Below are 25811 nucleotides of genomic sequence, written 5' to 3' on the forward strand. Positions count from 1 at the left end.
ACACATGCCGTGGAGCGTACGACTTGTCCTCGTGGGATGCGTCTGTATACCGCTCGTCGCGCGGGCGCAGGAACCGGGCCCCTCGCCTCTTCCGCCTGGCGCGGCGGAAGCCCCAACCGCGCCGCCCGCGGGTGGCAAGGTGGCGACCGCCCAGCGGACCGCCCAGGGGGTCATCCGGCTAGACGGGAGCCTCGACGAACAGGCCTGGACCCTCGCCATCCCCATCACAGACTTCACTCAGAAGGAACCGAACGAAGGCGCCCTGCCAACCGAGCGAATGGAGGTTCGGTTTGTCTACAACGACGATGCATTGTACGTGGGCGCTCGCATGTACAGTACGAACCCAGCCGCCATCCAGGCCCCGCTCGGGCGGCGGGACCAAGCGGGCACGACCGCGGAACAGTTCGAGGTGTCGCTCGACACCTTCCTGAACCGTAGAACGGCGTACACCTTCGGCGTCACCGCCTCCGGCGTACGCGTCGATCGCTACCACGGGTCCGACTCGGAGGGCGGCGACGAGGGTTTCGATCCGGTGTGGGAGGCGAGCACCCGCGTGGACGATCGGGGGTGGACCGCCGAGCTCTGGATCCCTTTCACGCAACTCCGCTTCAACGACCGGCCGGTCCAGGTTTGGGGGTTGAACGTTCGCCGTTTCACTCCGACGCTGTCGGAGGAGACCTACTGGGTTCTCGTGCCGAGGACCGAGGTGGGATGGGCTTCGCGCTTCGGCGATCTCGAGGGGATCGAGGGGGTGCGCCCGAGCCGACGGGTGGAGCTCCTCCCCTTCGTCGTCGGATCCACGACCAAGAATGGGGACCGGGACCTCGCGGATCCCTTCGACGACGGCAAGAACCTGGTCAGTCGGATGGGTCTCGACGTCAAGGTGGGGGTGGGTCCCAATCTCACACTGGATGCGACCTTCAACCCGGACTTCGGCCAGGTGGAGGCCGATCCCGCCGAGGTGAACCTCTCGGACTTCGCCACACGCTTTCCGGAGCGGCGGCCCTTTTTCACGGAAGGATCGAACCTGCTGAATTTGAGCCATCCGAACGTCTTTTACACCCGGCGCATCGGCGCTCCCCCCGCGGGACCGGCGTCGGGCGATTACGTGGACCGTCCCTCGGATAGCCGGATCATCGGGGCGGCGAAGCTCACTGGCCGACTCTCTTCCGGGACGTCGATCGGGATCCTGGCCGCCGTCACCGACGAGGAGTTCGCAGAGGTGGCGGACGTGGCCGAGGACGGGTCCGCGCCCGGGTTCTCCAGGGTGCGCGTCGGCGCGCGTGCCGCCTGGGGGGTCGCGAGGGTCGCGCAGGAGCTCGGATCGTCGGGCTCCAGCGTCAGCTTCCTCGTGGGCGGGGTCCTGCGAGACTTCGAGGAGGAGGATCCCCTGGCGCTCTTGAGTCCGAAATACGCCGTCGTGTTCGGGAACGATGGCCTCGTGAGGTTCAGAGGCGGCGAATACCAATTGACCTGGGCCATCGTCGGTTCCTACCTCGCGGGCGAGTCGGAAGCGGTCGCTCGGGTTCAGCGTTCGAGTTCACATTACCTACAGCGCCCCGATCGGGACCCGAAATACCTCTACGACCCGACGAGAGAGTCGCTCCAGGGGTGGTCCATGCAGGCGAACTTCAACCGCTCCAGCGGACAACACTGGCTCTTCGGCGCGTCCATCAAGATCGATCACCCGATGTACGACTCGAACGAGATCGCGAATCTGACGGGGGCCGATGGGATCATGCCCAATTGGAACGTCACCTATCGGGAGACGCAGCCCGGCTTCGTCTTCCGGAGCTATCAGATCCGCCTGAACCAGGGAAACGAGTGGAATTTCGACGGCAACCGTCAGGCGGGCTCGGCCGGACTCAACGTCAACGTGACGTGGTTGAACTTCTGGACGTCGTCCATCTCGTACAGCCGCAACTTCCGCACGGAGAGCGCCTCGCTGACGAGAGGCGGGCCCCTCATGGGCGGCCCGGCCCGATGGTCCTCGAACCTGAACGTGGGCACCCCCCTCACCGCGGAAACCGGTTGGAGTGGGGCAATGTCCTTCTCCGGAGACGAGCTGGGCGCGCACTCATTCAGCACGAACATGAGGCTCACGGTGCAACCGGGCCCCCGGTGGCAGCTTTCGGCGCGTCCGTCGCATTCACGAAGCACCAGCTCTCAACAATTCGTGACGACGCTGGACGGCGGCCGCCCCGAGACCTTCGGAAGCCGCTATATCTTCGGGTACATCGATCAAACGCAGTATGCGATGGAGTTTCGGTTGAGTTTCTCGCTGAAGCCCGAGGTCAACCTCGATATCTACGCCGAGCCGTTCACCGCTTCTGGACACTATTACGACCACGGCGAACTGAGGGCCCCCGGGAGTCTCGACCGGATCACTTACGGGGAGGATGATGGCACCGGGGTGGCGATCGACGAAGAGGGAAGGCGCACGGTTACTTTCGGGGAATCCACCTTCACTCTGGCGAACCGCGACTTCAACACCTCGTCTTTCCAGAGCAATGTCGTGCTCCGATGGGAGTGGCGGCCGGGAAGCACACTGTACCTGGTCTGGCAGCAAAGCCGCGACGACCGCGAGACAATCGGATCGCCAGTGAGCCTCGGCGATCTCTTCGGCTCGATCAGCACGCCGGGTTCGAACATCTTCCTCGTGAAGGCATCCTTCTGGCTTCCGGTGCTCTAACGAAAACGGAGGGCGGCGCTCCCATGCAGACACAGGCAAGCGAAGGACTCGTCCGTGGCATCAGGCGCTGGGACCTCGTGGCCCTGGTCCTGAATGCCGTGATCGGCGCCGGCATCTTCGGACTCCCCGCGCGCGTGTTCGCGGTCGCGGGTGTGTGGAGCCTCCTGGCTTACGTCGCCTGTGCGGTTTGCGTGGTGCTCATCATCCTCTGCTTCGCGGAGGTGAGCAGCCGATTCGGCACGACGGGAGGACCCTACCTTTACGCGAGGGAAGCGTTCGGACCGCTGGCCGGCTTCCAGATGGGCTGGCTGCTCTGGCTGGCGCGCCTCACGGCATTCGCCGCCCTTTGCAACCTCTGGCTCGACTACCTGGGCTTCTTCTTTCCGGCTGCGGCGACCGGCGCGACTCGCTCGGTGATGATCGCGCTGATCGTGTTGGCCTTCACCGCGCTCAATGTGCGCGGCGTCCGTGCCTCGACGCTCGTCAACGACACACTCACGCTGGCCAAGCTCGGCCCGCTCATCCTCTTCGTGCTGGTTGGCCTCTTCTTCATCGAACCGCAGAACCTCACGCCTGACGATTTTCCCGCCCTGGGTTCGTTTTCGAACGCCGTTCTCCTCTTGATCTTCGCCTTCAGCGGTTTTGAGATGGCGGTCATCCCGGCCGGCGAGTCGCGCGATCCCCAGAAACACGCGCCGTTCGCGCTGCTCACCGCGATCGGCATCATCCTGGCGCTCTACATCATGATCCAACTGGTCAGCATCGGTACGCTCGCCGAGCTCGCCACCTCTCAGCGCCCGCTCGCGGACGCCGCCGCCGGCTTCCTTGGCACGCCCGGTGCCGCACTGATCTCGCTGGGCGCGCTCGTTTCCATCACGGGAACGCTTAACGTGATCGTGATGGTGGGACCCCGGCTCCCCTTCGCCATGGCCGAGCAGGGCCAGCTCCCGCGTCTGTTCGCGGCTACGCACCCGCGCTTCAAAACGCCCCACGTGGCGATCGTGGTTTCCGCCGTGGTGATGCTCGTGCTTACGCTCCAGGGGAGCTTCATCTCCTCCCTCACCATCAGCACGGTCATCCGGCTGGTCACCTACGCGGCCACCTGCGCGGCGCTCCCGGTGCTCCGGAAACGCGCCGGAGCGCCGAGCGGCGGATTCCTCGCGCCTGGCGGCACGATCACGGCCGTGCTGGCGATCGCTCTCTGCGGTTGGCTGATTTCCACGAGCACCTGGGCCGACATCCGCACCACGTTGTTGGCCGTCGCCGCCGGGCTCGGGATTTACGCCGCGATGAAGGTGGCGGGGGGCGGCGCCACGAAAGGGGCGAGCGCTTAGGATCGAGCGCGTTCGCTCACTCGCTCCGAAGGGCCGTCATCGGGTCGATGGTGGATGCCCGACGCGCGGGGAGGTAGGCCGCCGCGAGCGCGGCCAGGCTCAAGAACCCAACGGCGCCGGCGAAGACGAGCGGATCGGTCCCGTCCACCTGGAAGAGCAGAGCCTCGGCGGCCCGCCCGATGAAGTAGGCGAGGAGAAGCCCGACGCCGCCCCCGAGCGCGATGGATCGCGCGGCGCGAACCACCATCATCGCGCGGACTTCCGCGAGACGGGCGCCGAGGGCCATTCGCACGCCGATCTCCCGCGTGCGCGCCGCCACCGAATACGCCATGACGCCGTAGAGGCCGAGCATGGCGAGCGCAGTGGCGAGAATCGCGAAAGCGATCGAGAGACGGCTCATCAGGAGGTCCGGGGCCATCACCTCCCCGACCTGATCTCGCATCGTCCGCAGCCGTTCGAGGGGAAGATCTGGATCGATTCCCCGCACCACCCTCCGGACGCCCGTCATGGTTTCCGCGGCCGGAAGCGACGACCGCACATAATAGGTGAGGGCCCGACCTTCCCCACCCTGAAGCCAGGGAAGGAAGAGGACGGGCGGCACCGGCCCTCTTACCTGGCTGTACGCGGCGTCTCGCAAGACGCCCACGATCCCGAGGTCCAGCGGGCCGTCGGCACCCCCCACCCCGACCCGCTTCCCGATCGGACGGGGGCCGAGATCGAATCGGGCCACGAAGGCCTCGTTCACGACCGCCACCCCTCTCGCACCCGGCCGGTCCGACGTCGCGAATTCCCTTCCCTGAGCGACCTCCATTCCGAGGGCGTCGGCGAAACCGGGTCCCACCATGTTCAGATTCACGTTGGCGATCGTCGGCTCACTCCCCGAGGACTCCGCTCGGGCGTTGTCCCCCCGGCTGCTTCCCGCGACCACGGGCACTTCGGCGGAGGTGACCGCGACGACACCGGGAAGGCTTCGGAGCTCATCTTCCAGCCGCTCGAAGAGTTGCCGCCTTTCGTCGGGGGCGTAACCGATAAGCTCCGGCGAGATCGTGAAGGTCACGACGTCCTCGATGGCGATTCCGAGATCGACGGCTCGCACGTTCGCCAGGCTCTTCAGGAAGAGCCCGGCGGCAATCAGGAGCGCCATGGAGAGGGCGACCTGGACGTTCACGAGCGAGGCGCGGAAGACGGTCGCGGCGCGCGTGAGCCCCAGAGTCGGGGCGCCCACACGGATCGCGGTCATCAGCTCGCTGCGCGTGCCCTGAAGGGCGGGGACCACCCCGAAGAGAATGCCTACGACAACCGAGAGGAGGGCGGCGAACCAGAGGACGGATGGGCGCAGCTCGAATCGTAGGAGATCCGATGCCTCAGGGGGCAACATCGCCAGGATGGCGGCGATCGACCCCTTTGCGACGATCAAACCCAGGCCGCCGCCGAGCACGGCCAGCACGATCGCCTCGACGACGAGCTGCCGCACGAGGTGCCACCGCCCCGCCCCGATCGAAAGGCGAACGGCCATCTCGGTCCCTCGGGTGACGCCCCGCGCCAGGAGAATGCTCGCGATGTTGGCGCACGCGATGAAGAGCACCACCCCCGCGGTGAGGAAGAGGAGGAGAGCCGGAATCCTTGCGACCCTGTGAACGACGCTTTGGCCGCGGCGCCCGTCCTCGACCGTCAGACCGTCCTCGACCGTCAGACCGCCCTCGGACGTGGGGGCGATCCGTGCGTCGCCACCTCCGACCGACGGCGAGGTTTCGATTTCCGACGCGATTTCTCGGTAGGCGAGACTCAGCGCATCCAAGGCCGACTCGACGCTGACGGCGTCCCAAAGGCGTCCAAAGATGTAAATCCAATGGAAAGTCCGATCCTCGGTTCCGTCGAAGTCGGGCGCGATTTGGCGGCGCATCGCCATCGGCACGAAGACGGCGGGTCGGATCCCGAAAGTCGTTCCTCGAAAGCCGTCGGCCGCGACGCCGACGACCTCGAGCCGAGTCCCGTTCACGACGAGGGTGCGACCGACCACCGCGGGGTCCGACCCCAGGCGAGATTCCCAGAAATCGTGTTCGAGGACAGCGACGGGATGGTCGCCCTCCACGCGATCGTCTCCGGGTCCCAAGAGCCGGCCCATCGTTGCGCCAACCCCCAGCGTGGGGAAGTACGACCCCGAGACCAACATGGCCGGCGCCGGGACGGCTTCCTCCCCAATCCCGACGGTGCTGTCAACCGCTCGGTGTGCGGCCAGCGTGACGAGCGATCCCTGCTCGCTCTCCAGGCCGCGAAAAGCGTCGTAGCTGAAGGCGGCCTCCGTCCCGCCCGCCATGTTGGTAGACGAACGCGTTGCCGGGACCTGGTGGCCAAGATTGACGAGTCGCGCGGGGTCGCGCACCGGAAGTGGATCCCGCAAAGCCTGATCGAAGAGTGAGAAGATCGCGGTATTGGCACCGATGCCGAGCGCGAGTGTGAGGACAGCCACGGCGGTGAAACCTGGCCGTCGAACCAAGCCTCGCCAGGCGTAACGCACGTCCCGCCGAAACCAATCGAGGCCGGGAAGGCTTCTCTGGCGGCGAACCGCCTCCTTCGCGACCTCGATGCCACCCGAGTGGATCATCGCCCGGCGCCGGGCCTCCGCCGGTGCCATCCCCCTGCGCACGAGCTCGTAGATCTCCATCTGGAGGTGACTCTCGAGCTCGTCCGCGACCTCCCGGTCCCAGCGGCTCCCGACGAAGCTCCCCGCGAGCCGCGAGACCCAACCTCTGAGCTTGTTCATGCCGGCTCCGGATTGAGGATCCAGCCGATGATTCGACTGGTCTGCTCCCACTCCCTTCTCTCCTTGGCCAGCTGACGCGCTCCGGCGGGCGTGAGCGAGTAAAACTTGGCGCGACGGTTGTTGTCCGACATTCCCCACTTCCCCGCGACGTAGCCTTCTTGTTCGAGCTTGAGCAACGCCGGGTACAAAGTCCCGTAGTGGACGACCAAGAGGTCGCGACTCGCCTGTTCGATCTGTCGCGCGATCCCGAACCCGTGGAGTGGACCCATCGTCTGGAGCGTCTTGAGCACCATGAGAGAAAGGGTGCCCTGCCACACGTCTTGTTTCTCGGCCATCGCCTCTCCTATCGGAAGCCAATAGGTAAGACGGTAATACGCGCCCTATGGGTAAGCAATGGGACTCGGAGCGGAGCTTTTCGTGAGCGAGCAGGCTGCGCGCGAGTTCCTCGAGTCGAGAGCTCTCTACCGCCGCCTCCCAGATCCGGTCACAAGGCGCCGCTTTCTTCGGCTGACCCAAGAGACCGGCTCTTGCCCTTCCTCACGATCGCTGATACAGCTGAACCAATCTGGGGGTAAAGTCCGGGACATACTGACGGTCAACCCATGAATGGAGTTGAAGGCGGGTGGGCCGCCCGGGTCGTCTCTCTCACGACCGACGCTGAAATCGCCATGAAGAGACTCTTCTTATGCCTGCTTCTGGCCTTCAATGGGAACGTTGCCTCCGCGCAGCCCAACCGCATTGATATCGTGCGGCCCGACGCGCCGGAACTGGCCGCGTTCGGGGCGTACGAGATCGGTGTGCGGACCCTTGCGCTCACGGATTCCGGACGACCGGACATCCTGAACGCGCGTGCCGGCGAGCCGGTGCCGGTCTACGACCGAGTGCTGACCGTGGAAGTCTGGTATCCGGCAGCGCTGGCGCAGGGTCAGGTGCCAGGCACGGAATACACCACCATCACTCGCAATCCCGACATCATGGCCACGTTGAGGGGACGTGCGGTGAGAGATGCGGCGACCAGCGCGGACGGCCCTTTTCCGCTCGTGATTATTTCCCATGGCTATCCGGGAAACCGCTTTCTGCTGAGTCATCTGGGCGAGAACCTGGCGAGCAAGGGGTACGTCGTGGCGTCGATCGATCATAGGGACAGCACCTACGATGACCAGCAGAGCTTCGGCAGCACCCTATACAACCGCGCACCAGATCAGCGGGCCGTGCTGAATGCCATCGCGGGCTTCACGGCCGAAGCGGGCCACTTTCTGAACGGCGTCGTGGATGCGGACCACACCGCCATCATCGGTTACTCCATGGGTGGGTACGGCGCAGTGAATAACCTCGGTGCCGGCTACAGCGAAACGGGCGTCACTTCTGGCAGCGCACCACCCAACCGTCTGCTGAACGACTTCGCGGCCAACAATCCGGAATACCGGAATACGCTGGATCCGCGCATCAAGGCGGGAATTCCGGTCGGGCCCTGGGGGATGCAGACCGGCTTCTGGGACGCCGCCGGTCTCGCGGGGTTGACGTTGCCAGCCCTGTTCGTAGCGGGCGATGCCGACGCGACCGCCGGATATGAGAACGGCGTCCGGGCCCTCTATGAAGGGGCCATCAACAGCGATCGCTACATGCTGGTGTTCAAGAACGCCGGCCATAACGCGGGAGCACCTATCCCGCTTCCGGTGGAGTTCTTGGATGCCGCAAATCCACAGGGTGCCACTCACTACACGGATTCGGTCTGGGACACGGTGCGCATGAACAATATCCTGCAACACTTCGCCACCGCGTTTCTGGACTTGCACCTGAAGGGAGACACCGACAAGCGCGGCTACCTGGATCTGCCGGAAGATGGCGCTGACGCCGGCCAGGGAGGGTGGAAGGGCTTTGCCGGGCGCGGTGCCGTGGGCCTGATGATGGTTCGCGACTGATCGCGCGCCCTGACTTAGGATAGAGCGCCATGGACGCATCACGATCCCGACGTCGGACCGGCGCCGCACTTCTTCTCTTGGTCGCCGGGTGCGCGACCGCCCTAGCCCCGGACCAAACGCGGGTGTCGACCGGCGGTGGTGCGAACCCGCCCATCCCCCTCCCCGACGTGGCCGGGCAGGTGGAGATCCGGCGGACCACGTATGGCGTCCCGCAGATCTTGGCCGAGAACCTCCGTGCGGCCGCGTTCGCTCTCGCTTACGTGCAGCTCGAGGACTACGGGCCGGGCATCATCGAGGGTCTTCAGGCCGCACGGGGGCGGATGGCGCTCGTCGAGGGGAGAGATCGGGTGGATGCGGACGCACGTTCCCGCCTGCGCCACGCACGCGCCGTGGAGACCTTTCCTCTACTGCACGAGGACACCCGCGAGATCTACCAGGGCTTCGCCGAGGGGGTGAATCACTTCATCCGGGCGAACAACGCCGACCTGCCCGAGTGGATGCGCCCGGACTTCACCGCCTACGACGTTCTCGCTCGCGACGTGGCGTGGCCGAGCGAGGGGGCGATGAACAGCTTCCGCGCGCGGATCGAAGCGAGCCCAGATACCCCGCCCTTGTTGGTCGAGAATGGGGGCGCCTGGCTCCCGCTTTCGACGGCAGGCACCCCGACCGACGCGCCCCTCGATGGTTTCGCCCTTCTTGTGGAGGAAGCACAGGACGACCAGAACGTCGGATCCAACGCCTGGGCCCTTGCGCCGAGCCGGACCACCAGCGGCAACGCGATTCTGCTCCGCAACCCCCATCTCGCATGGACGGCGGGCTATTACGAGGCCCACGTACGGGTGCCCGGGAAGCTCGACTTCTATGGCGACTACCGGATCGGCGGGCCCTTCACCGTCATCGGCGGCTTCAACCCCTTCCTCGGCTTCGCGACGACCAACAATTCGACGCGCCCGCACGAGTTCTACGCATTCCGGGCGCATCCGGAGCTGACCGACTACCTCCTGGTGGACGATGCGGCGATTCCACTGAAGCGCGAAGTAGTGACGGTGGAGGTGCGCGAGGGCGACGCGATCCTCACGGAAACGCGCGAGTTCCTGACCAGCCCATTCGGCCCGGTTGTGCATCGAGCCGGTGGCTTCGTTTACGTCTTCCGGCCGGCCGCGAACGGCGAGTACCGTGCGGGCGAGCAATGGCTCCGGATGATGCAGGCGACGAACCTGGAGGAATGGCGGAACGCCATGGACATCCAGGCCCGAACCACGTCGAACTTCACCTACGCCGACCGGGACGGAAACATCCTCTACGTCTGGGTCTCCGCGCCACCGGCGCTCCCCCACCCGGCGGGCGGGGATTCGCTCGCGATCCTGGCCACCCGCACGGACCAGGTCTGGGCCGACCTCGTGCCCTTCGATTCGCTGCCGCAGGTGCTGAATCCGCCCGGCGGATACGTGCACAACGAAAACGACTCGCCCCACTTCGCCAACCTGAACGCCGTTCTCGACCACTCCTTCTCCTTCTGGGTCCAGGACCCGGCATTCCGGTTGCGCAGCCAGCACGCGGCCGAGCTCCTTCACAACGAGCGGGTTTTCAGCCTCGAGGATGTGGTCGAGACCAAACACAGCATGCGCATGCTGCTCGCGGATCGGGTCAAGGACGACCTGATGGCTGCAGTGGCTCGCACCTCCCCCACAGGAGAGGTCGCCGCCGCCCTCGATCTCATGAGCGCGTGGGGCAACGACGTTGCTCCGGGGAGCCGCGGGGCGCTTCTCTTCGAGACCTGGTGGAGCCGCTATAACTCCCTCATGGATGACGAGGAACCCCACGCGGTCCCTTGGAACGAGGAGGAGCCGGCCACGACTCCACGCGGCCTCGCGGACCCGGTTCGCGCGGCCGAGGCCTTCGTTTGGGCGGTGCCGGAGACGGCACGTCGGTTCGGGAGCTGGGATGTGGCATGGGGTGAGGTGCACCGGGTGCGCCGAGGCGAGGTAGACGTCCCCGTCGGAGGGTGCGGCGGAGCGCTCGGTTGCTTTCGCGTGCTCAACTTCACGACCGCGGAAGACGGAAAGCGCGTCGTAAACGGTGGGGACGGCTGGGTGATCGCCGTCGAGTTCGGCGAGCAGCCGCGCGCCTATTCAGTTCTGGGTTACGGGCAGAGCCCCGATCCCGAGTCTCCCTTCCATGCCAACCAGGCCGCGATGTTCGCCGCCGGTGAAATGAAGCCGGTCCTCTGGAGCGAGGCCGAGATCGAGGGCGCGACGGTGTACCGCTACCACCCCGGGGAGGAATGGTGATGCGATGGCGTGTGGGGCTCGTCGCCGCGCTCCTCCTGGGCGGCTGTGCCGATGAGCCGTACGACCTGGTGATTTTGAACGGAACGATCGTGGATGGGAGCGGGGGCGCGCCCTTCCAGGCCGACGTTGGGATCCGGGGCGAACAGATCGCCACGATCGGGTCGCTCGCGAATGCGACCGCCACGGTCGTGCTCGACGCCACCGGGCTCCACGTCGCGCCCGGCTTCATCGACGTCCACTCCCATGCGGGGGGCGGACTCGCGACGGAAGAGCTGAGCACGGCGCACGCGCTTCTTGCCCAGGGCATCACGACGGTCGTGATCAATCCGGATGGCGGCGGCTCCATCGATCAGGCCGCGCAGCGCGGACGACTCCTCGAGCATGGGCTCGGAGTAAACGTGGCGCAGCTCGTACCGCACGGCTCGATCCGGAGCGAGGTGCTCGGTCAGTCGGACCGCGAACCGACGGCTGAGGAACTGGACCGGATGAAGGAGATGGTGCGCGCCGGGATGGAAGAGGGCGCGTTCGGCCTTTCGAGCGGCCTCTTCTACACGCCCGGGATCTGGTCTACGACCAAAGAGGTCATCGAGATGGCGAAGGTGGCGGCCCCCTATGGCGGCGTGTATTCGAGTCACATCCGCGACGAGGCGGACTATGGCATCGGGGTCGTGGCCGCGGTGGACGAGGTCATCCGGATCGCCCGGGAGGCAGGGCTCCCGGGCATCGTCGGACACATCAAGGCGCTCGGTCCCAACGTGTGGGGCGCTTCCGTGGAGATGATCGCCAACATCGAGGCGGCGCGCGCCGAAGGCGTGCAAGTCTGGGCCGATCAATATCCGTACGACGCTTCGTCCACGGGGTTCGTTGCCGCGCTCGTCCCCGACTGGGCGCGCGAGGGGGGGAGTCTGCTCGAACGCATGGCGGATCCTCCCACTGCCGCCCGCATTCGCGAAGGAGTCGCGGAAAACTTGGCCCGGCGAGGCGGGGGAGACCGCATCATGTTCCGCGGCACGGGGCCGCTGGCGGGGCGAACGTTGGCCGACGTCGCCGCCGAGCGCGGGCTGAACGACCTCGACGGAGCCATCGCCCTGATTCAGGAGGGAGCCTCGCCCGGAATCATCTCCTTCAACATGCAGGAGGAGGACATCGTCCGCTTCATGGGTCAGCCCTGGACGATGACCTCCACCGATGGAGATCTCACGGCGTTCGGCGAGGGGGTCCCGCACCCCCGCAACTACGGCACCTTCGCGCGCAAGATCCGGCTCTACGTGCGGGAGGCGGGCGTGATCGATCTTCAAACGGCGATTCGGAGCATGTCCGGGCTCGCCGCCGAAGTCTTCGGAATGGAGCATCGGGGCGCCGTCCGAGAGGGAGCGATCGCGGACCTCCTGGTATTCGACCTCGACCGCGTCAACGACCCGGCGACCTTCGACGACCCGCACCGCTATTCGGAGGGCATGGTCCACGTGCTCGTGAATGGCGCACTCGCGATCGACGGCGGCCAGTTCACCGATGCCCTCGCGGGACAGGTGCTGCACCGAGGAGGCGCGGCCCTTTCTTATCCACGGACCGAATAGCGGCACGACTCCGGGGACACCTGCACGGGGATACGCGCAAGAACATCCCGTTCCGCGGCGATCCTCACCGCCATCGATCAGCGCGCTCCACTGGACAGCCCAGTGGTGGCTCTTCACCTTGGAACTTCGCTCTACTAGATAAACTAGGCGTAGTGGAGTTACCGCATGACCCCCGACAACTCCTCGTTCCTTCCGGGCACCCTCGAGCTCATCGTCCTGAAGCTCCTGCGGAGCGAGCCGACCAACGGCTACGATCTGACCCTGCGCATCCAGGCGATCACGAAAGACGTCTTGCAGGTGAACGCCGGCTCCCTGTATCCGGCTCTCTATCGGCTCGAGGAGCGAGGTCTCCTGCGAGCCACCTGGAAGGAAACGGAGGCCGGGAGACGCGCGAAGGTATATTCGCTCACGGCCGCCGGACGCGCGCATCTGGCCGAGCAGCGCGAGAGTTGGGAACGATTCGCGGCGGCAGTCGGCTCGATTCTGCGGGCGCGGTGACCCTGCCATGAAGCGGCCGCGCCTCGGGCTCTTCTCCTTCGTCCAGCGTCGGCGCCAGGAGCGCGAGATGAAGGAGGAGATGTCCCAACATCTCGAAAGGGCGGCCGAACGACTCAGAGCACGAGGAATGTCCGCGGAGGCGGCCGACCGGGCCGCGCGACGGGCGTTCGGGAACCTCGCGTTTCTCCAGGAGGAAGCCCGTGATGCTCGCGCGGGGCGCTGGCTCGATCGCCTCGTAGCCGACTCGGCCTTTGCGCTCCGTTATTTCCGGCGCCGACCCATCCTGGCGAGCACGATCTTCGGCGTGCTGTCGCTCGGGATGGGGATCAATGTCGCCCTGTTCGTCCTGATCCACTCCATGACCACGATGCCCGCGCCCGGGATCGAGCGGGACCCCTCCCTCGTGCGAATCCGCCCGCATGAGGAACGGAGGGACCTCGGCGGAGTCTTCCGGTTTCTCTCCTATCCCGAGGTGCGGGATCACGCGGCGCTAGAGGACCTCTACGCGGACGTGGCGGCGTGGGCATCCACCCTGTTGACGGTGACCCTTGATCGCGAGGGCGCCGCGGTCGTGTCGGCCCGTGCCCAGTTCGTGACGGACAACTACTTCCCGCTCCTCGGTGTCCGGCCGATCGTTGGCTCTGTCGCCCCACTGGCCGCGCCGCCCGACGCCGCCGATCCTCCGTTGGCGGCGATCGTCGGGTATGATTTCTGGTGGGGAGAGCTCGGAGGGAGGCCGGACGTCCTGGACACGACCATTCGGGTGAACGGACACGTCTTCGACGTGGTGGGCGTCGCGCCGCCAAGGTTCGCGGGCCCGGACGCCACGGGGAGCGCCATGGACCTCTGGCTGCCGCTCAGCGCCCGTCCGGTCGTCGAGGGGACCACGGCCTTCGCGCTCGCGAGCTACGACTCTACGCTCTTCTCCGCCGTGGCCCGCGTGCGTCCCGGTGTCACCCCCGATCAGGCGACGGCCGCCGCGGAAGCTGTGGCGGCGCACGCGGGAGAGGCAGCTACGGGGCGAAGAGAGGGCTCCGTGTGGTCCGCCGATGTCGTGCCTCTCATCGGCATGAACAACCGCCGGGGGTCGAGCGAGCCCGTCGAGGCCGCTGGGATCGCCCTCGCCATCGCTTTGCTCAGCCTCGCCGTCACCTGCACGAACGTCGCGAGCCTCTTCGTGGGAGCCGCGGCGGCGCGGCGGCGAGAGATCGCCGCCCGGCTCTCCCTCGGCGCCTCGCGCGCCCGGGTGATCCGACAGCTCCTCACGGAATCCTGCCTCCTCGCTGGATCGGCCGGCCTCGCGGGTATTTTCGTCGTCTGGGCGGCCGTCCGCATCGTCGGCCCGCGCCTGCCGGAGATCAACGCGACGCTCGGCTGGCCCGCGGCCCTCTTCACCTTCGCCCTGTCGCTCGGAACGGGTGTTCTCTGCGGCCTCTCGCCGGCGCTCCACGGCACCAGAGTCGCCGTGTCCGAGATTCTGAAGGACTCGGCCGCCGCCGTATCCGGCTCGCGCATGCACCTCCAACGGGCGCTCGTGGTGGGCCAGGTGGCCGTGACGCAGCCGCTGCTCGTGGGCCTCGCGGCTGTCCTCCTGGTCGTCTTAGGGGAGGTCCGCGGACTCGCCCCCACCCCGTTGAGCCAGGAGATCCTCTGGCTCCAGTTCGGTCCGTCGGCAGAGAGCCTCTCCCGCGACGAGCGAATCGCGCGGGCCGAGCGCGTTCGGGAGCGATTGGTGGGCGCGCCAGGAATTCGAAGCGCGATTCCGCAGGCTGGGACCGGAATCCTTCGAGTCTCCGCACACCCCGCGGATGCCGTGCCGGGCGTGACTCCGGACGGGGCGTTCGGTCTCGAAGTCGCATACACCGCACCCGCATACTTCGCGACCCTCGGGCTCCCCATCGTAGCGGGGAGGGACTTCGATCCGTCCGAGCGGCCGCCCGCTCCCCGCGCGACGATCCTCCTCTCGGAGGAGCTCGCCAGGCGCCTATGGGGGAATGAGAATCCGGTCGGAAGGCGCATACTTTCCCACGCATTCTCCGCTTCACCCCGACCCACGGATGGGGGACGGTTCACCCGCTCTATCGCAGCCGATGCGCCTTCCCCCACCGAGCTGACGGTCATCGGCGTGGTGGACCGGCACGCCGGGGTCGGTACCGGGTTCGGCGCCCGGTCCGAGCTCGCGTACGTTCCGCTGGAGGGGGTGGGATTCGGGCTCCTGATCCGGACCGAGGGCCCGGCGGAACCTCACATTTCAGCCATCCTCGCGATGGTGCGCGAGGAGGCGCCCGACCTGGCCGTCTCGAGCGCGACGCTTGCGGAGATGGACGCCCGGAGCCGAAGGACCGTGGTGAGCGCGGGCGGGGCAGCGGCGGGAGGGGGTCTAATCGCCCTCCTCCTTTCTGCGATTGGACTTTACGCCGTCGTCGCATTCTCGGTGAACGATCGGACCCGGGAAGTCGGAATCCGATCGGCGATCGGCGCATCTCGCTGGAGAATCACCGCGATGTTCCTCGGCCAGGGAGCGCGGCTCGGTGGGCTGGGTCTGGCCGTCGGGCTTCCTTTGAGCCTCGTCACCTTGAGGTTCGTGGCCGCGCAGATCGGAGCGCCGTCCGTGTCCACCACGGCTCTCGCAGCCGCGGTCGCGGCGGCCGTCACGAGCGTCACATTGGCGGCGACTTGGATACCGGCCAATCGCGCGGCGTCCGTGGAGCCGATCAGAGCCTTACGGGCGGACTGATCGTGTCGCGCGAGCGGTAGCGAACCCCGGCGCGGTGTGCGCTCGCAACCGCGGCCCGCATCCTGCAGTAAAAATTGGGTTTGTCGCACTTCTTCGCGAGGACTCTCCGCCTCCGTCCGGGGGCATCTGGAGCCTCCGGGCCACCTTCGAAGACATGATTCAGCGACTCACCACTCCACTGATCGACTGCGCACGACGGCTTCGGGACCGACAGGTCGTTCGCCTGATGGGGCTCATCGCGATCGCGGCCGTCCTGGCCGACTGGGCAAGCAAATCCTGGGCTCTGGAGCGAGCGAACGACGCCCTAGTCCCGCTCGGAGCCCTGACCCTCGGAGTAGTCCACAATCAGGGGTTCGCCCTTTCGGCAGGGGACGGCGAGATCTCGACCCTCGTGGTCGCCGGCGTGCGCCTGGCCGGGCTCGCCGGCTTTCTCTTCCTGAGCCACCGCATCGCACGACTGTTGAGCCCACGCCACGCCTATGGCGTGGCTCTCATCGTGGCGGGGGGGATGGGCAACCTCGCCGACCTGTTCTTCCGGGGTGCCGTAGTGGACTTCATCGGGGCGGGCCCGCTCGTAGTGGATTGGGGGAGCGCCCCTCTCCACATGCACGTCGTGTTTAACGTGGCGGACCTATTCATCCTCATCGGGATCGGGATGATCGCGCCCTTTCTTCACGAGGCCGGTAAGGCGGGGCAGCGCCGCCTTGCAGCCTGGGAGCGGCGCATCCTGAGGCGGGGGGTTCAGTACTGAGCCTGGCCGCCCGCCCCGTTCCCCTTGACGGGCGGCCCGTCCATCCCATCAGTTGAGCAGCCGGGGCTGGATCTGTGCCACCGATTCTCGCCAGCAACTTCCTCTCGGCCATCGCTCATGCGTGATCGGGCATCCCACCTCAGGGGACCTTATGAGACTCAGCTACGCGGTAGTTTCGTCACTCTGGATTGGCCTCCTTCCCGCGGGACTGGCAGCGCAGAATCCGGCGCCGGCCCAGGCGGGCGCGGTCAGCAGCGCGGTGGCGAATCCCACCTACGTTTCCATCGTGATGGAGATCGACGTGGCGCGCCCCGCGGAGGAAGCCTGGGCACGGGTCGGGAAATACTGTGACATCGCGGAGTGGCTGCCGATCGCCAGCGGCTGCACGATGCTCTCCGGCACGGAGGGCGAAATCGGCTCGGTGCGTTCGGTCGCCAACGAGATCCTCGTCGGCAAGACGCCTCTCTCGTATACCTACACGCAGCCTGTGCGGGACGGCCGTCCTTACAATCTCTACCACGGCACCCTCGAAGCTCGCCCGGTGACCGCCACCACGTCGAAGCTTGTCTACACGCTGATGTACGACAATTCGATGCTCGCGGACGACGCCGCGCGGGAACAGGACCGCCAGAGACGGACGACCACCTTTACGAACGCTCTGCAGAACATGAAGACGCTCGCCGAAGGCGGGACCCTCACGCCCGGGGGCTGAGTCGGGTCCTCAATTTCGGATCAAACCGTTCGCTCTTCGACAACGTATGCGCCCGACAGGATTAGCTGCGGTCGCCTGCGGCGATCCTCGGTGGTCTCTCGGGTGGACATGCCGGAACACAGCCTCAGCATCTCCCTCCGCTTGGCTCGAACCTGTGACCTTCGGCTCCGGAGGCCGAGGGATCGCTGCGCACCGCTGCGAGTTCCCCTGGAAGGTGGCTCAACCGCGCCGCCTTCCTCTCGGCGGGCATTCCTCAGCAGCGGTGGACGGTGCCCAGCGGTGGTGGCTGTTGGAACGGTTCCTGGCACTGTTTCAAAGGGGTGAACGGGTTCACTTCCAGACCGTCGGCGCCGCTCTCGACGCATACGTAACGAGCAAGTGCGATCGGGTTCACCGAGCACGAGCCCGTCCGCCATCATAAGCTGCTGCCGGTCAGAAGGAATCGCCGTCGAGAGCCCGCATCACCTCGTCATCGTACTCGACTACTTACTCTCGGCGAGGTTCAGTGCCCTCTGGAGCGGTCTCGGGCCGATATCCCATAGCCCGGTAACCTTTCAGGCGCTTCGCGAACATCCGTTCCAGCATTGGCACGCCTCGATCGACGTAGTCGAAAATGCAGACGTCGGTCTTTCCCCGGTGCGTCCGATGAAGCCGTCCGGCGTACTGTACGAGTGTCCCTTTCCACGACACGGGCATCGTCAGGAACAGAGTATCGAGGCGGGCGTCGTCGAACCCTTCTCCGATGAAGCGCCCGGTGGCCAGAAGAACGCGCTCCCCCGAGTCCGGGATAGACGCGAGCGCTTGCGCGACCCCTCGGCGCTGCTTGACACCCATCCCGCCGCGGAGGACCACCACATTCCTGGCGACCCGCCCCAACCGCTCGGCGAGGTATTCGAGATGGTCGCGACGCTCGGTGAGCAGGACCGGAGAGCGACCCCCCTCCAGCGCGCGGATGACATCATCGAGGATCATCTCGTTGCGCCCCTCATCCGTGGCAAGCTGGCTGTAGATCTCCTGGATCGCTGGGGGTTTCGCGGAGGTATCGATCCGGAACTCGGTTTCCCGGACGATGAAGTGCTGCTCGAAGCCTCGGCGGGCCGCCTGTCTCCTTGGATCGACAGAGTAGCGAATGGGGCCGATCTGAAGTTCGATGATCGGGTGATGGCCGTCCCGGCGCTTTGGCGTGGCCGTGAGGCCCGTGACGTACCGAGACCGGACCTCACGCATCACGCGCTCGAAGGAAACGGCAGGCACGTGATGGCATTCATCAACGAGCACGTGACCGTAACTGGCGACGATGTCATCCACCTTCCCACGCCGCACCAGACTCTGGATCATGGCCACGTCCACGACTCCCGTGATCTTCCGCATCCCACCCCCGATCTGGCCGATCTCCCTTGGCTTCAGTTCGAGAAAGAGAGCGAGCTGCGCCCTCCACTGATCCACGAGCTGCGTGCGGTGAACGATCACGAGGGTGTTTCGGCCACGCTTCGCGATCAGGTGGGTGCCGACCACGGACTTTCCCGTCCCGGGGGGAGCCACAAACACTCCCGTCTCCTGAGACAGGAGGGCCCCAACAGCTCGCTCCTGGAGGTCGGTGAGCTGCCCGTGGAACTCCACGACAAGGTTTTCTCCGTCCGTTCGCAGGTCGTCCACCACAAGCTCGATCTCATGCCGACGAAGCAGCTCCTCCAGCGCTGAGACGCACCCTCGCGGCAAGGCGATGTGTTCCGGCAGGTCTTCGCCGCAGCTGATGACGCGAGGGATCCGCGCCGTCGAGAGACGCATGGCCTGCTTCTCATAAAACTGGGGGTTCTGAAAAGCGGCCAGCCGATTAATCTGGTTGAGAAGAGCCGGGGGAAGACCAGCCTTCTCAACGAATAGCTGCTGAGCCAGCACCGAGCGGACCTCGGACGGGAGCGGTCCCTCGATGGGCTCTTTTCGGCCCTCGTCAGAGGGCAGGGCCAACCACGGGGATTCGACCTCCCCATCCATCGCATCCGCCACCCCGCGCACGCCGAGGATCCTCCCGCTAACCGAGGCGTCCCGTGCAAGCCCAGCTGCCCGGGCTGGAAGTATGCTTGGCCGCCCCGCGAGATAGGCCCACTGATCCGGAAACGGTGTCCACGCGTCATCCACGAACACCGTGTTTCCGAGTTTTCTCGCCTCGTACTGGAGAGGCAGGGCGATGAGGTTCCCGAACCCACCGCGGGGCATCGTATCCTGATTCGGGAAGAGCCGGTCGTACGAGCTCATGGGAAGCTCCGGCCGCGACGCCATGGTCTCCGTGAGCAAGTAGGACGCCACCTTACGCGCGTTGGTCGCCGGCACGGGCGCCGAGAAGAAGAACCACACGTGCGCCCCCTTGCCCGAGCGCGAGCGCTCTACTGATGGAACGAGTCCAAAGCGGCGAGAGGTTGCCACGTAGGCGGCGACATCCTCCTGCCAATTCCCCTTATCGAAATCCACGGCGATAAATCGGCAGGTCTGATCGGCCAACAGAGGGTACACGCCTACGACGTGGCGCCCCTGAAGGTGGTCGAGGAGCACCTCATCCGTGATCCCCAGGAACGCCTGGTTCGGGCACTCCCCGCACTTGACCTGGGGCTTCCCACAGACTCCTGGCACCCACTCGTTGCCGCAGGCCGGGGCGTAGCCATGTTTGTTCGTCTTGGCGTTCTGCCACAGCTTGGGAAAGACATCGATTCGGCCCGCGAACAGGGAGCGAAAGAGCGCCACTTTCTCGCGCTTCGACCGGGGGCGCCACCCGGGCTCCAGCACGGGGAGCTGGCTGGACGACCTCTCCTCTTCCGCGAGACGGCTCCTCAGGCCCCTGAGGAGGCTCTCCGTCTCGGTCCGCTGGGCGTCCAACTCGGCAAGCCGACCTTCGACCTTCGCAATTTGGTCGCGGAGGGAACCGCCTTCGGCGCGCGGCATCGTCGAGCTCCGTGGTCGATCAGCGTCCAGGCGCGGACTCGAGGAATCCGCTGCTCTCCAGCCGCTGGGCGAAACGTCGAAGCTGCGCTCTGGTGCGGAGAGCCTCAAGATAGGCGGATGGCGTTAACGGATCGCGCAGCAGTGAGGTGCGATGGGCCTCAGCAGCCCGGAGCACGCCCTCCCGATCCACAGCCCAAAGCTGTTCGAGAAAACTCGGCGGACGTTTCCGCTCGAGACCGAACCCCATGAGAAGGCTTTCGGGGAAGTCCTTGGTGTTCCACGTCACGATCACGTCGGCCTCGTAATGGACCGCCAGCGCGAGCACGTGCCGGTCTCCCTCATCAGGCAGCTGCACTACCGGTGCGGCATCGTCAAAGTCGAACCCACGGGCATCCGGGAAGGCCTGCTGCATCTGCGTCGCGAGATGCTCGAGCTGCTCTTCGCTCAGCCTTGTGTTGGCCCGCAGGTTCCGGTCGACCTCCTCCAAGATTGACTCCGACCACAGGGGCTGGTAAAGGCCCTCCGCCGCGAGCCACAGGAGGAGATTGCGCAGCTGAAAAGGATACAGAACGTTGGCGTCCAGCACGGCGAGCAGGTTCAGCTCAGTACCCCTCGTCCATACTGGCCGTGGTCTTGGCCATCTCACCTAGCGCCGTAGTCCGTTCTCGTCCGGATACCGCTTCCCCACCGCGACTCATCGTTCGCTTGTATCTCTCCACCTCCGTTCGGAGGACACGGCGGTGCGTACCCACCATCCGATAGCTCATCTTCCCTCCTTCCAGAAGGTTGATGAGCGTGGGCCGGGACATCCCGAGTTCCGCAGCAGCTCGGGTGGTTGTGTATTCAGATCCTTCGCGAGAACCCTCGACAACCACCGCGTTTCCCTTCGCGAACTCCTCCAAGACCCTGTCCAGAGCTACGCGCGTTGCGGCGGACAGCTCCACCCCAGCCAGGCGAAGGGCTCCCCCAGGAGCCCGCTTTCTCGCGGCCTGCATGGCGTCCCGGATCTTTCGGGCAGCATCCATGTCTTCCTTCGATGGTTCGATTCTGTGCTTGACAACCACCGCGGCCTCCTTCGCGCAAAGGGAGTTGCTTCATGTGCCAAGTGAAACTAACGCAGCACTCGTACTAACTGCAATGAGCGTCCGGCTCTCCGTCGGAGTGGGTACCGTTTGTCACTGAGCGTCGGCCCTTCTTGACACTGCGAAGGCCCCGCAACGCACCCAACACGTTGCGGGGCCTTCGCTTACCTCATGCGCCCGACGGGATTAGCTGCGGCTTCGCCTTCGCAGATCCTGTGGTGCACCTCCTTCGCGTTTCATCACCTATGCGCCCGACAGGATTCGAACCTGTGACCTTCGGCTCCGGAGGCCGACGCTCTATCCATCTGAGCTACGAGCGCGTGCACTGCCCTTCCCTGCCCCCGCGAAGAGCGGGGAGACGCGCGGAATAAGCCGAGTTCTGTCCCGGCCGAAGCCGGGGAGGATCATTTCTCTGGGGCCCGCATCGCTGCGTGCCTCGTGCGGCCTACCCGGGACTCAGACGGAGCGGGCCGCTCCTCGTCCCTGCATGGCCTTGCTCCGGGTGGGGTTTGCCTTGCGACCACCGTTGCCGGCGGCCCGGTGCGCTCTTACCGCACCCTTTCACCCTTGCCTGTGCCCCGAAGGGCCATCGGCGGTCTGCTCTCTGTTGCACTTTCCGTCGGCTTTCGCCGCCCGGGCGTTACCCGGCACCCTGCCCTGTGGAGCTCGGACTTTCCTCCGGCGGTCACCGGTTGCCCGGCCCGCCCGCGATCCTCACTCGCGCGTTCCCCAGACCCTTCATCTCTATCGAGACCCCGCTGGGGGCGGGCCTGGAAGTTTACGGGAACGGTCTCAGGGGGTCCAGTGCGGAGGCCGCCTCTTGCCCTGATCCCAACGCTCCGGCACACCTTCGAATTGGGGGCTGGCGGGGCGCATTGGAATACCCGAATATACACCGAAACTACAGCGAAGAATCCGGCTATCAAAAGAAATGGACCGGTCCCTCCCCATCATCCGCGGTCGCGGCTCTGCCGACGATGTGCCGAACCGATTCGAGCGCCTCCACGTCGAATTCGAGCCGGAAGAGCAGGGAGATCCGCACCGGCGTCGCACCGAATATCTGCGGGACACCTCCCGCTCCGCCCTCAATCGAAACAGCAGCCCGGACGTCGGCTTCGACTGGAGCCTCAATCCGTATCGGGGTTGCGAGCATGGGTGTGTGTACTGCGTTTCAGCTGAAACGCCGATCCTCCATGACGACGGCTCCTGGAGACCAATTGGAGGGGTTCTTGGGGGCGATTCCCTTGTGGGCTTCGATGAGCACCCCGGCGTCTCAGGACAGCCGAGAATGTTGCGGCGAGCCCGGGTCGAAGCTGTCCGATGGTCGAAAAAGCCAACGCTAAGACTCGTCACCCGGCGTACGGAAGTTGCGACGACGCACGAGCACCGATGGTTGGAACATGGAAGTGGAGCATGGTTCCGCACCGATGATCTGGCACCCGGTCGCATGCTGCACCACCTCACCTTGGATGACGGGAGCCTTCGCTTCGGGGAGCCCCCGCCCACGACACCCGAACCCATCCTCGCCATCGAGCCCGGTCCATTGACAGATGTCGTGGACATCCAAACCTCCACAGGGACCTTTTACGCCGCCGGGCTCGCGACCCACAACTGTTATGCCCGCCCCACTCACGAATACCTCGGCTTCTCCGCCGGCCTCGACTTCGAATCCCGCATCCTCGTAAAGGAAGAGGCTCCGGCGCTCCTCGAACGTGAGCTCGCCCGGCCCAAGTGGGTGCCGGTCCCGATCGTGATGAGCGGAGTCACCGACCCGTACCAGCCGATCGAGCGAAAGCTCGAGATCACGCGGAAGTGCATCGAGATCCTCGCGCGCACGCTTCATCCCGTGGCCATCATCACGAAGAGCCGGCTCGTCGAACGCGACGCCGACCTCCTGGCCCGACTCGCAGAAGTCGGCGCCGCATGCGTGACGCTCTCCATCACGACGCTCGACCGAAGGCTTCAGCGCGCCCTGGAACCACGCGCGTCCCCGCCCGAGCACCGCCTCGAAGCGATCCGAGCCCTTTCGGCGGCGGGAATCCCGGTTGCGGTGAACGTCGCCCCCATCATTCCGGGGCTCACGGACCATGAGATCCCGGAAATCCTCGGCGCGGCAGCCGAAGCGGGCGCCGTCGGGGCCGGTTACACCGTGCTCCGCCTCCCCGGAGCCGTCCGCCCGATCTTCCTCAAATGGATGGAAGAGCACATCCCCGACCGGGCTGGAAAAGTCCGCTCGCGTCTCCTGAGTCTCCGGGGCGGTGTCCTCTACAACTCCGAATTCGGAAAGAGAATGCGGGGCGAGGGACCCTTCGCAGAGCAAATCCGGACGATGTTCGATGTGGCGCGTCGGCGAGCCGGCCTCGACCGTCCATCGGTCGAGCTCTCGACCGCGCACTTCCGTAGGCCGGAAGCCCTGAGGATTCAGGGCCAAACCGACGAGCAGCTCTCCCTTCTCTAGAAGGCTTCGAGGCCCGCCCGCCTGGTCCATCCGACGTCTTCTCCGAACGCCCGATTCCCCTATACTCCCAAGAATGTCTCCCGCCAGCGCCTCCGCGCGCCCTGCTGCCAGGCCGTCCGAAGCCGGGCAGACGATGATCTACCTCCGAGCGACGATCGTCGTCACGCTCGGCATGATCGGGGGCGCCCTCCTCGAGTGGGTACCCTCCGAGCCTTCGCCCTGGCGCTGGTTTCCCCTGGGGGTCGCCTACCTCGTGGGCGGAGCGCCCATCGTCCGCGACACGCTCCGGACGCTCCGCGAAGGAAAACTTTCGGTCGACTTCCTGATGGGAACGGCTGCGATCGGGGCGGCGGCGGTCGGACAGCCCCTCGAGGGGGCGATCCTGATCTTCCTCTTTTCTTTGTCCAATACGCTCGAAGCCTTCGCATTGGGGCGGACCCGCCGCGAGATCGAGGCGCTCATGGATCTCCATCCCGAGAACGCGACCCTCGTGGACGACGAGGGGCGGGAGATCGGCAAGGTCGCCGCGGCCGAATTGAAGCCGGGCCAGGCGATCCTCGTCCGTCCAGGGGAGCGCATCGCGTGCGATGGGAAAGTGCGCGACGGGAGGAGCGAGGTGGATCAGTCGGCGATCACGGGGGAATCCGTGCCGGTCTCCCGCTCCCAGGGAGACGAGGTCTTCGCCGGAACGATCAACGAAAGCGGGGTCCTCACCGTGGAGGTGACGCGCCTCGCGGGGCAAACGATGCTCGCGCGGATCGTGCGAATGGTGGCGGAGGCGCGGGAGGAGCGCGTGCCGGCGCAGGAGTTTATCGACCGCTTCGCGCATCCCTATACGATTTTCGTCCTCGTGGGGAGTGCGGCGACCGCCCTCGTCGCCTGGGGGATCTTCGACATGACGCCCGGCGACGCCGTTTACCGGGCGATGAGCTTCCTCGTCGTCGCGAGTCCATGCGCCCTCGTGATCTCGACACCGGCGGCCGTGCTCTCCGCGATCGCGAACGGCGCGCGCCACGGGATCCTCTTCAAGGGAGGAGGGATCCTCGACCGCGCGGGGACGCTGGATGCACTCGCATTCGACAAGACGGGGACGCTGACCGTGGGCGAGCCGCGCCTCCTTTCGATCGAAAGCGCCGATCTGGAGGACGGGAAGGTGCTTGAGCTCGCCGCGGCGATCGAAGCGGCGTCCGAACACCACCTGGCGCGAGCGGTTCTCCGCGCCGCCAGGGAAGCCGGCGTCAAGCCGGCCCGGGTCGAGGATTTTCGGGCCATTCCGGGCGAGGGAGTCGAAGGTCGGATCGGAGACCGGTGGGGATGGGTCGGGAATGACGGGATGGCCCGCCGCCGGTCGGCCGCCGTCCCGGAGCGGCTCGATCGTTGGCGCGGCGCACAGAGTGAGCTCGGTCGCTCGGTCGTCCTCCTTGGAGAGGGGAATCGCACGGTCGCCGCCATGGCATTCGGAGACGAGCTTCGCCCCGGCGCGAAGGAGACGATCCGCGTGCTGAAAGAAGAGTGCGGGATTCGTTGGATCACGATCCTCTCCGGCGACCACCCGCCCGCGGTGAAGGCGATCGCCGCGGACCTCGGCGCGGACGAGGTGCGCGCCGGGCTTCTCCCCGATCAGAAGGTCGAGGCCCTGCGCGAGCTGGCGAAGCGCTCTCGCGGGGTGGCGATGGTGGGAGACGGAGTGAACGACGCCCCGGCGATGGCGGCAGCGTCCGTTGGAATCGCGATGGGCGCCGTGGGGACGGACGTCGCGATCGAGACGGCCGACGTCGTCCTCATGAGCGATGAGCTCATGAAGGTCCCTTACCTGGTGAGGCTCGGGCAGCGGTCCCGCCGCGTCGTACGCCAGAACGTCTGGTTCAGCGTTGGATGGATGGGCTTCCTGGTGGTGACGGCCTCGACTGTGGGGATTCCCCTCCCGATCGCGGTGGTCGCGCACGAGGGGAGCACACTTCTCGTGGTGCTGAACGGGCTTCGGTTACTGCGGGGACGGTCGGGAGGCTAGCGTCGCGGGACGAGGCGGTTCGCGTCGCTCCATTCGGAGGCTTCG

General features: G+C 66.1%; 16 protein-coding genes, 1 tRNA gene, 1 other RNA gene and 1 pseudogene. 12 read left to right on the forward strand and 7 right to left on the reverse strand.

Annotated elements, in window-relative coordinates; all coding sequences use genetic code 11:
- Positions 1-139: 139 nt before the first annotated feature.
- The gene (locus WEG36_04630; GenBank protein ID MEX1256887.1) at positions 140-2692 is read left to right on the forward strand and encodes a DUF5916 domain-containing protein; all 2553 of its coding nucleotides are present in this window, start codon (positions 140-142) and stop codon (positions 2690-2692) included.
- Positions 2693-2715: 23 nt separating this feature from the next.
- Positions 2716-4026 (forward strand): amino acid permease, encoded by a 1311-nt coding sequence (locus WEG36_04635; GenBank protein MEX1256888.1) that lies wholly within the window; start codon positions 2716-2718, stop codon positions 4024-4026.
- A 16-nt stretch (positions 4027-4042) separates the two neighbouring features.
- Here WEG36_04635 and WEG36_04640 read toward each other — a convergent pair whose 3' ends face one another.
- Both WEG36_04640 and WEG36_04645 read right to left on the reverse strand, forming a co-directional pair.
- Entirely contained in the window at positions 4043-6790 is a 2748-nt protein-coding gene (locus tag WEG36_04640; GenBank protein MEX1256889.1) for an ABC transporter permease, read from the reverse strand.
- A complete protein-coding gene (locus tag WEG36_04645; protein ID MEX1256890.1) occupies positions 6787-7125 on the reverse strand; it encodes a PadR family transcriptional regulator in 339 nt (112 codons plus the stop codon). Before WEG36_04645 ends, WEG36_04640 begins: the two co-directional genes overlap by 4 nt.
- A gap of 333 nt (positions 7126-7458) precedes the next feature.
- On the opposite strand from WEG36_04645, the gene WEG36_04650 reads away from it, so the two are divergent.
- The 7 genes from WEG36_04650 to WEG36_04680 all read left to right on the forward strand — a co-directional run bounded on the left by WEG36_04650 (position 7459) and on the right by WEG36_04680 (position 17278).
- On the forward strand, positions 7459-8712 hold the full coding sequence (locus WEG36_04650) for a dienelactone hydrolase (protein ID MEX1256891.1): 1254 nt from the start codon (positions 7459-7461) through the stop codon (positions 8710-8712).
- A gap of 29 nt (positions 8713-8741) precedes the next feature.
- The gene (locus tag WEG36_04655; GenBank protein ID MEX1256892.1) at positions 8742-11003 is read left to right on the forward strand and encodes a penicillin acylase family protein; all 2262 of its coding nucleotides are present in this window, start codon (positions 8742-8744) and stop codon (positions 11001-11003) included.
- Positions 11003-12580, forward strand: coding sequence for a D-aminoacylase (locus WEG36_04660; protein MEX1256893.1), 1578 nt, complete (start codon positions 11003-11005; stop codon positions 12578-12580). Before WEG36_04655 ends, WEG36_04660 begins: the two co-directional genes overlap by 1 nt.
- Positions 12581-12745: 165 nt before the next feature.
- The gene (locus tag WEG36_04665; protein ID MEX1256894.1) at positions 12746-13078 is read left to right on the forward strand and encodes a PadR family transcriptional regulator; all 333 of its coding nucleotides are present in this window, start codon (positions 12746-12748) and stop codon (positions 13076-13078) included.
- A gap of 7 nt (positions 13079-13085) precedes the next feature.
- Positions 13086-15815, forward strand: a complete 2730-nt coding sequence (locus tag WEG36_04670) for an ABC transporter permease (protein ID MEX1256895.1) — start codon at positions 13086-13088, stop codon at positions 15813-15815.
- Positions 15816-15969: 154 nt separating this feature from the next.
- Positions 15970-16566, forward strand: a complete 597-nt coding sequence (locus tag WEG36_04675; protein ID MEX1256896.1) for a signal peptidase II — start codon at positions 15970-15972, stop codon at positions 16564-16566.
- Positions 16567-16717: 151 nt separating this feature from the next.
- The gene (locus tag WEG36_04680; protein MEX1256897.1) at positions 16718-17278 is read left to right on the forward strand and encodes an SRPBCC family protein; all 561 of its coding nucleotides are present in this window, start codon (positions 16718-16720) and stop codon (positions 17276-17278) included.
- Between the two features lie 486 nt (positions 17279-17764).
- Here the strand turns inward: WEG36_04680 and WEG36_04685 are convergent, their stop codons facing one another.
- From WEG36_04685 to rnpB, 5 genes are all read right to left on the reverse strand, one after another.
- Positions 17765-20215, reverse strand: a complete 2451-nt coding sequence (locus WEG36_04685; GenBank protein MEX1256898.1) for a DEAD/DEAH box helicase family protein — start codon at positions 20213-20215, stop codon at positions 17765-17767.
- A 19-nt stretch (positions 20216-20234) separates the two neighbouring features.
- On the reverse strand, positions 20235-20861 hold the full coding sequence (locus WEG36_04690; GenBank protein ID MEX1256899.1) for a PIN domain-containing protein: 627 nt from the start codon (positions 20859-20861) through the stop codon (positions 20235-20237).
- Complete coding sequence (locus WEG36_04695) at positions 20818-21279, reverse strand: excisionase family DNA-binding protein (GenBank protein ID MEX1256900.1); 462 nt, start codon at positions 21277-21279, stop codon at positions 20818-20820. Before WEG36_04695 ends, WEG36_04690 begins: the two co-directional genes overlap by 44 nt.
- 264 nt (positions 21280-21543) lie before the next feature.
- Positions 21544-21617 (reverse strand) — tRNA-Arg (locus tag WEG36_04700).
- A 33-nt stretch (positions 21618-21650) separates the two neighbouring features.
- Positions 21651-22024: RNase P RNA component class A (rnpB, locus tag WEG36_04705), an RNA gene on the reverse strand.
- Between the two features lie 204 nt (positions 22025-22228).
- On the opposite strand from rnpB, the pseudogene WEG36_04710 reads away from it, so the two are divergent.
- The 3 genes and pseudogenes from WEG36_04710 (at position 22229) to WEG36_04720 (ending at position 25766) form a co-directional block, all read left to right on the forward strand.
- Positions 22229-22471, forward strand: a pseudogene (locus WEG36_04710) (radical SAM protein).
- Between the two features lie 273 nt (positions 22472-22744).
- Positions 22745-23755, forward strand: a complete 1011-nt coding sequence (locus WEG36_04715) for a PA0069 family radical SAM protein (protein MEX1256901.1) — start codon at positions 22745-22747, stop codon at positions 23753-23755.
- Positions 23756-23888: 133 nt separating this feature from the next.
- The gene (locus WEG36_04720) at positions 23889-25766 is read left to right on the forward strand and encodes a cation-translocating P-type ATPase (protein MEX1256902.1); all 1878 of its coding nucleotides are present in this window, start codon (positions 23889-23891) and stop codon (positions 25764-25766) included.
- Positions 25767-25811 lie beyond the last annotated feature (45 nt).

Source organism: Gemmatimonadota bacterium, assembly GCA_040882465.1.
Classification (GTDB): domain Bacteria; phylum Gemmatimonadota; class Gemmatimonadetes; order Longimicrobiales; family Gaopeijiaceae; genus JBBEBG01.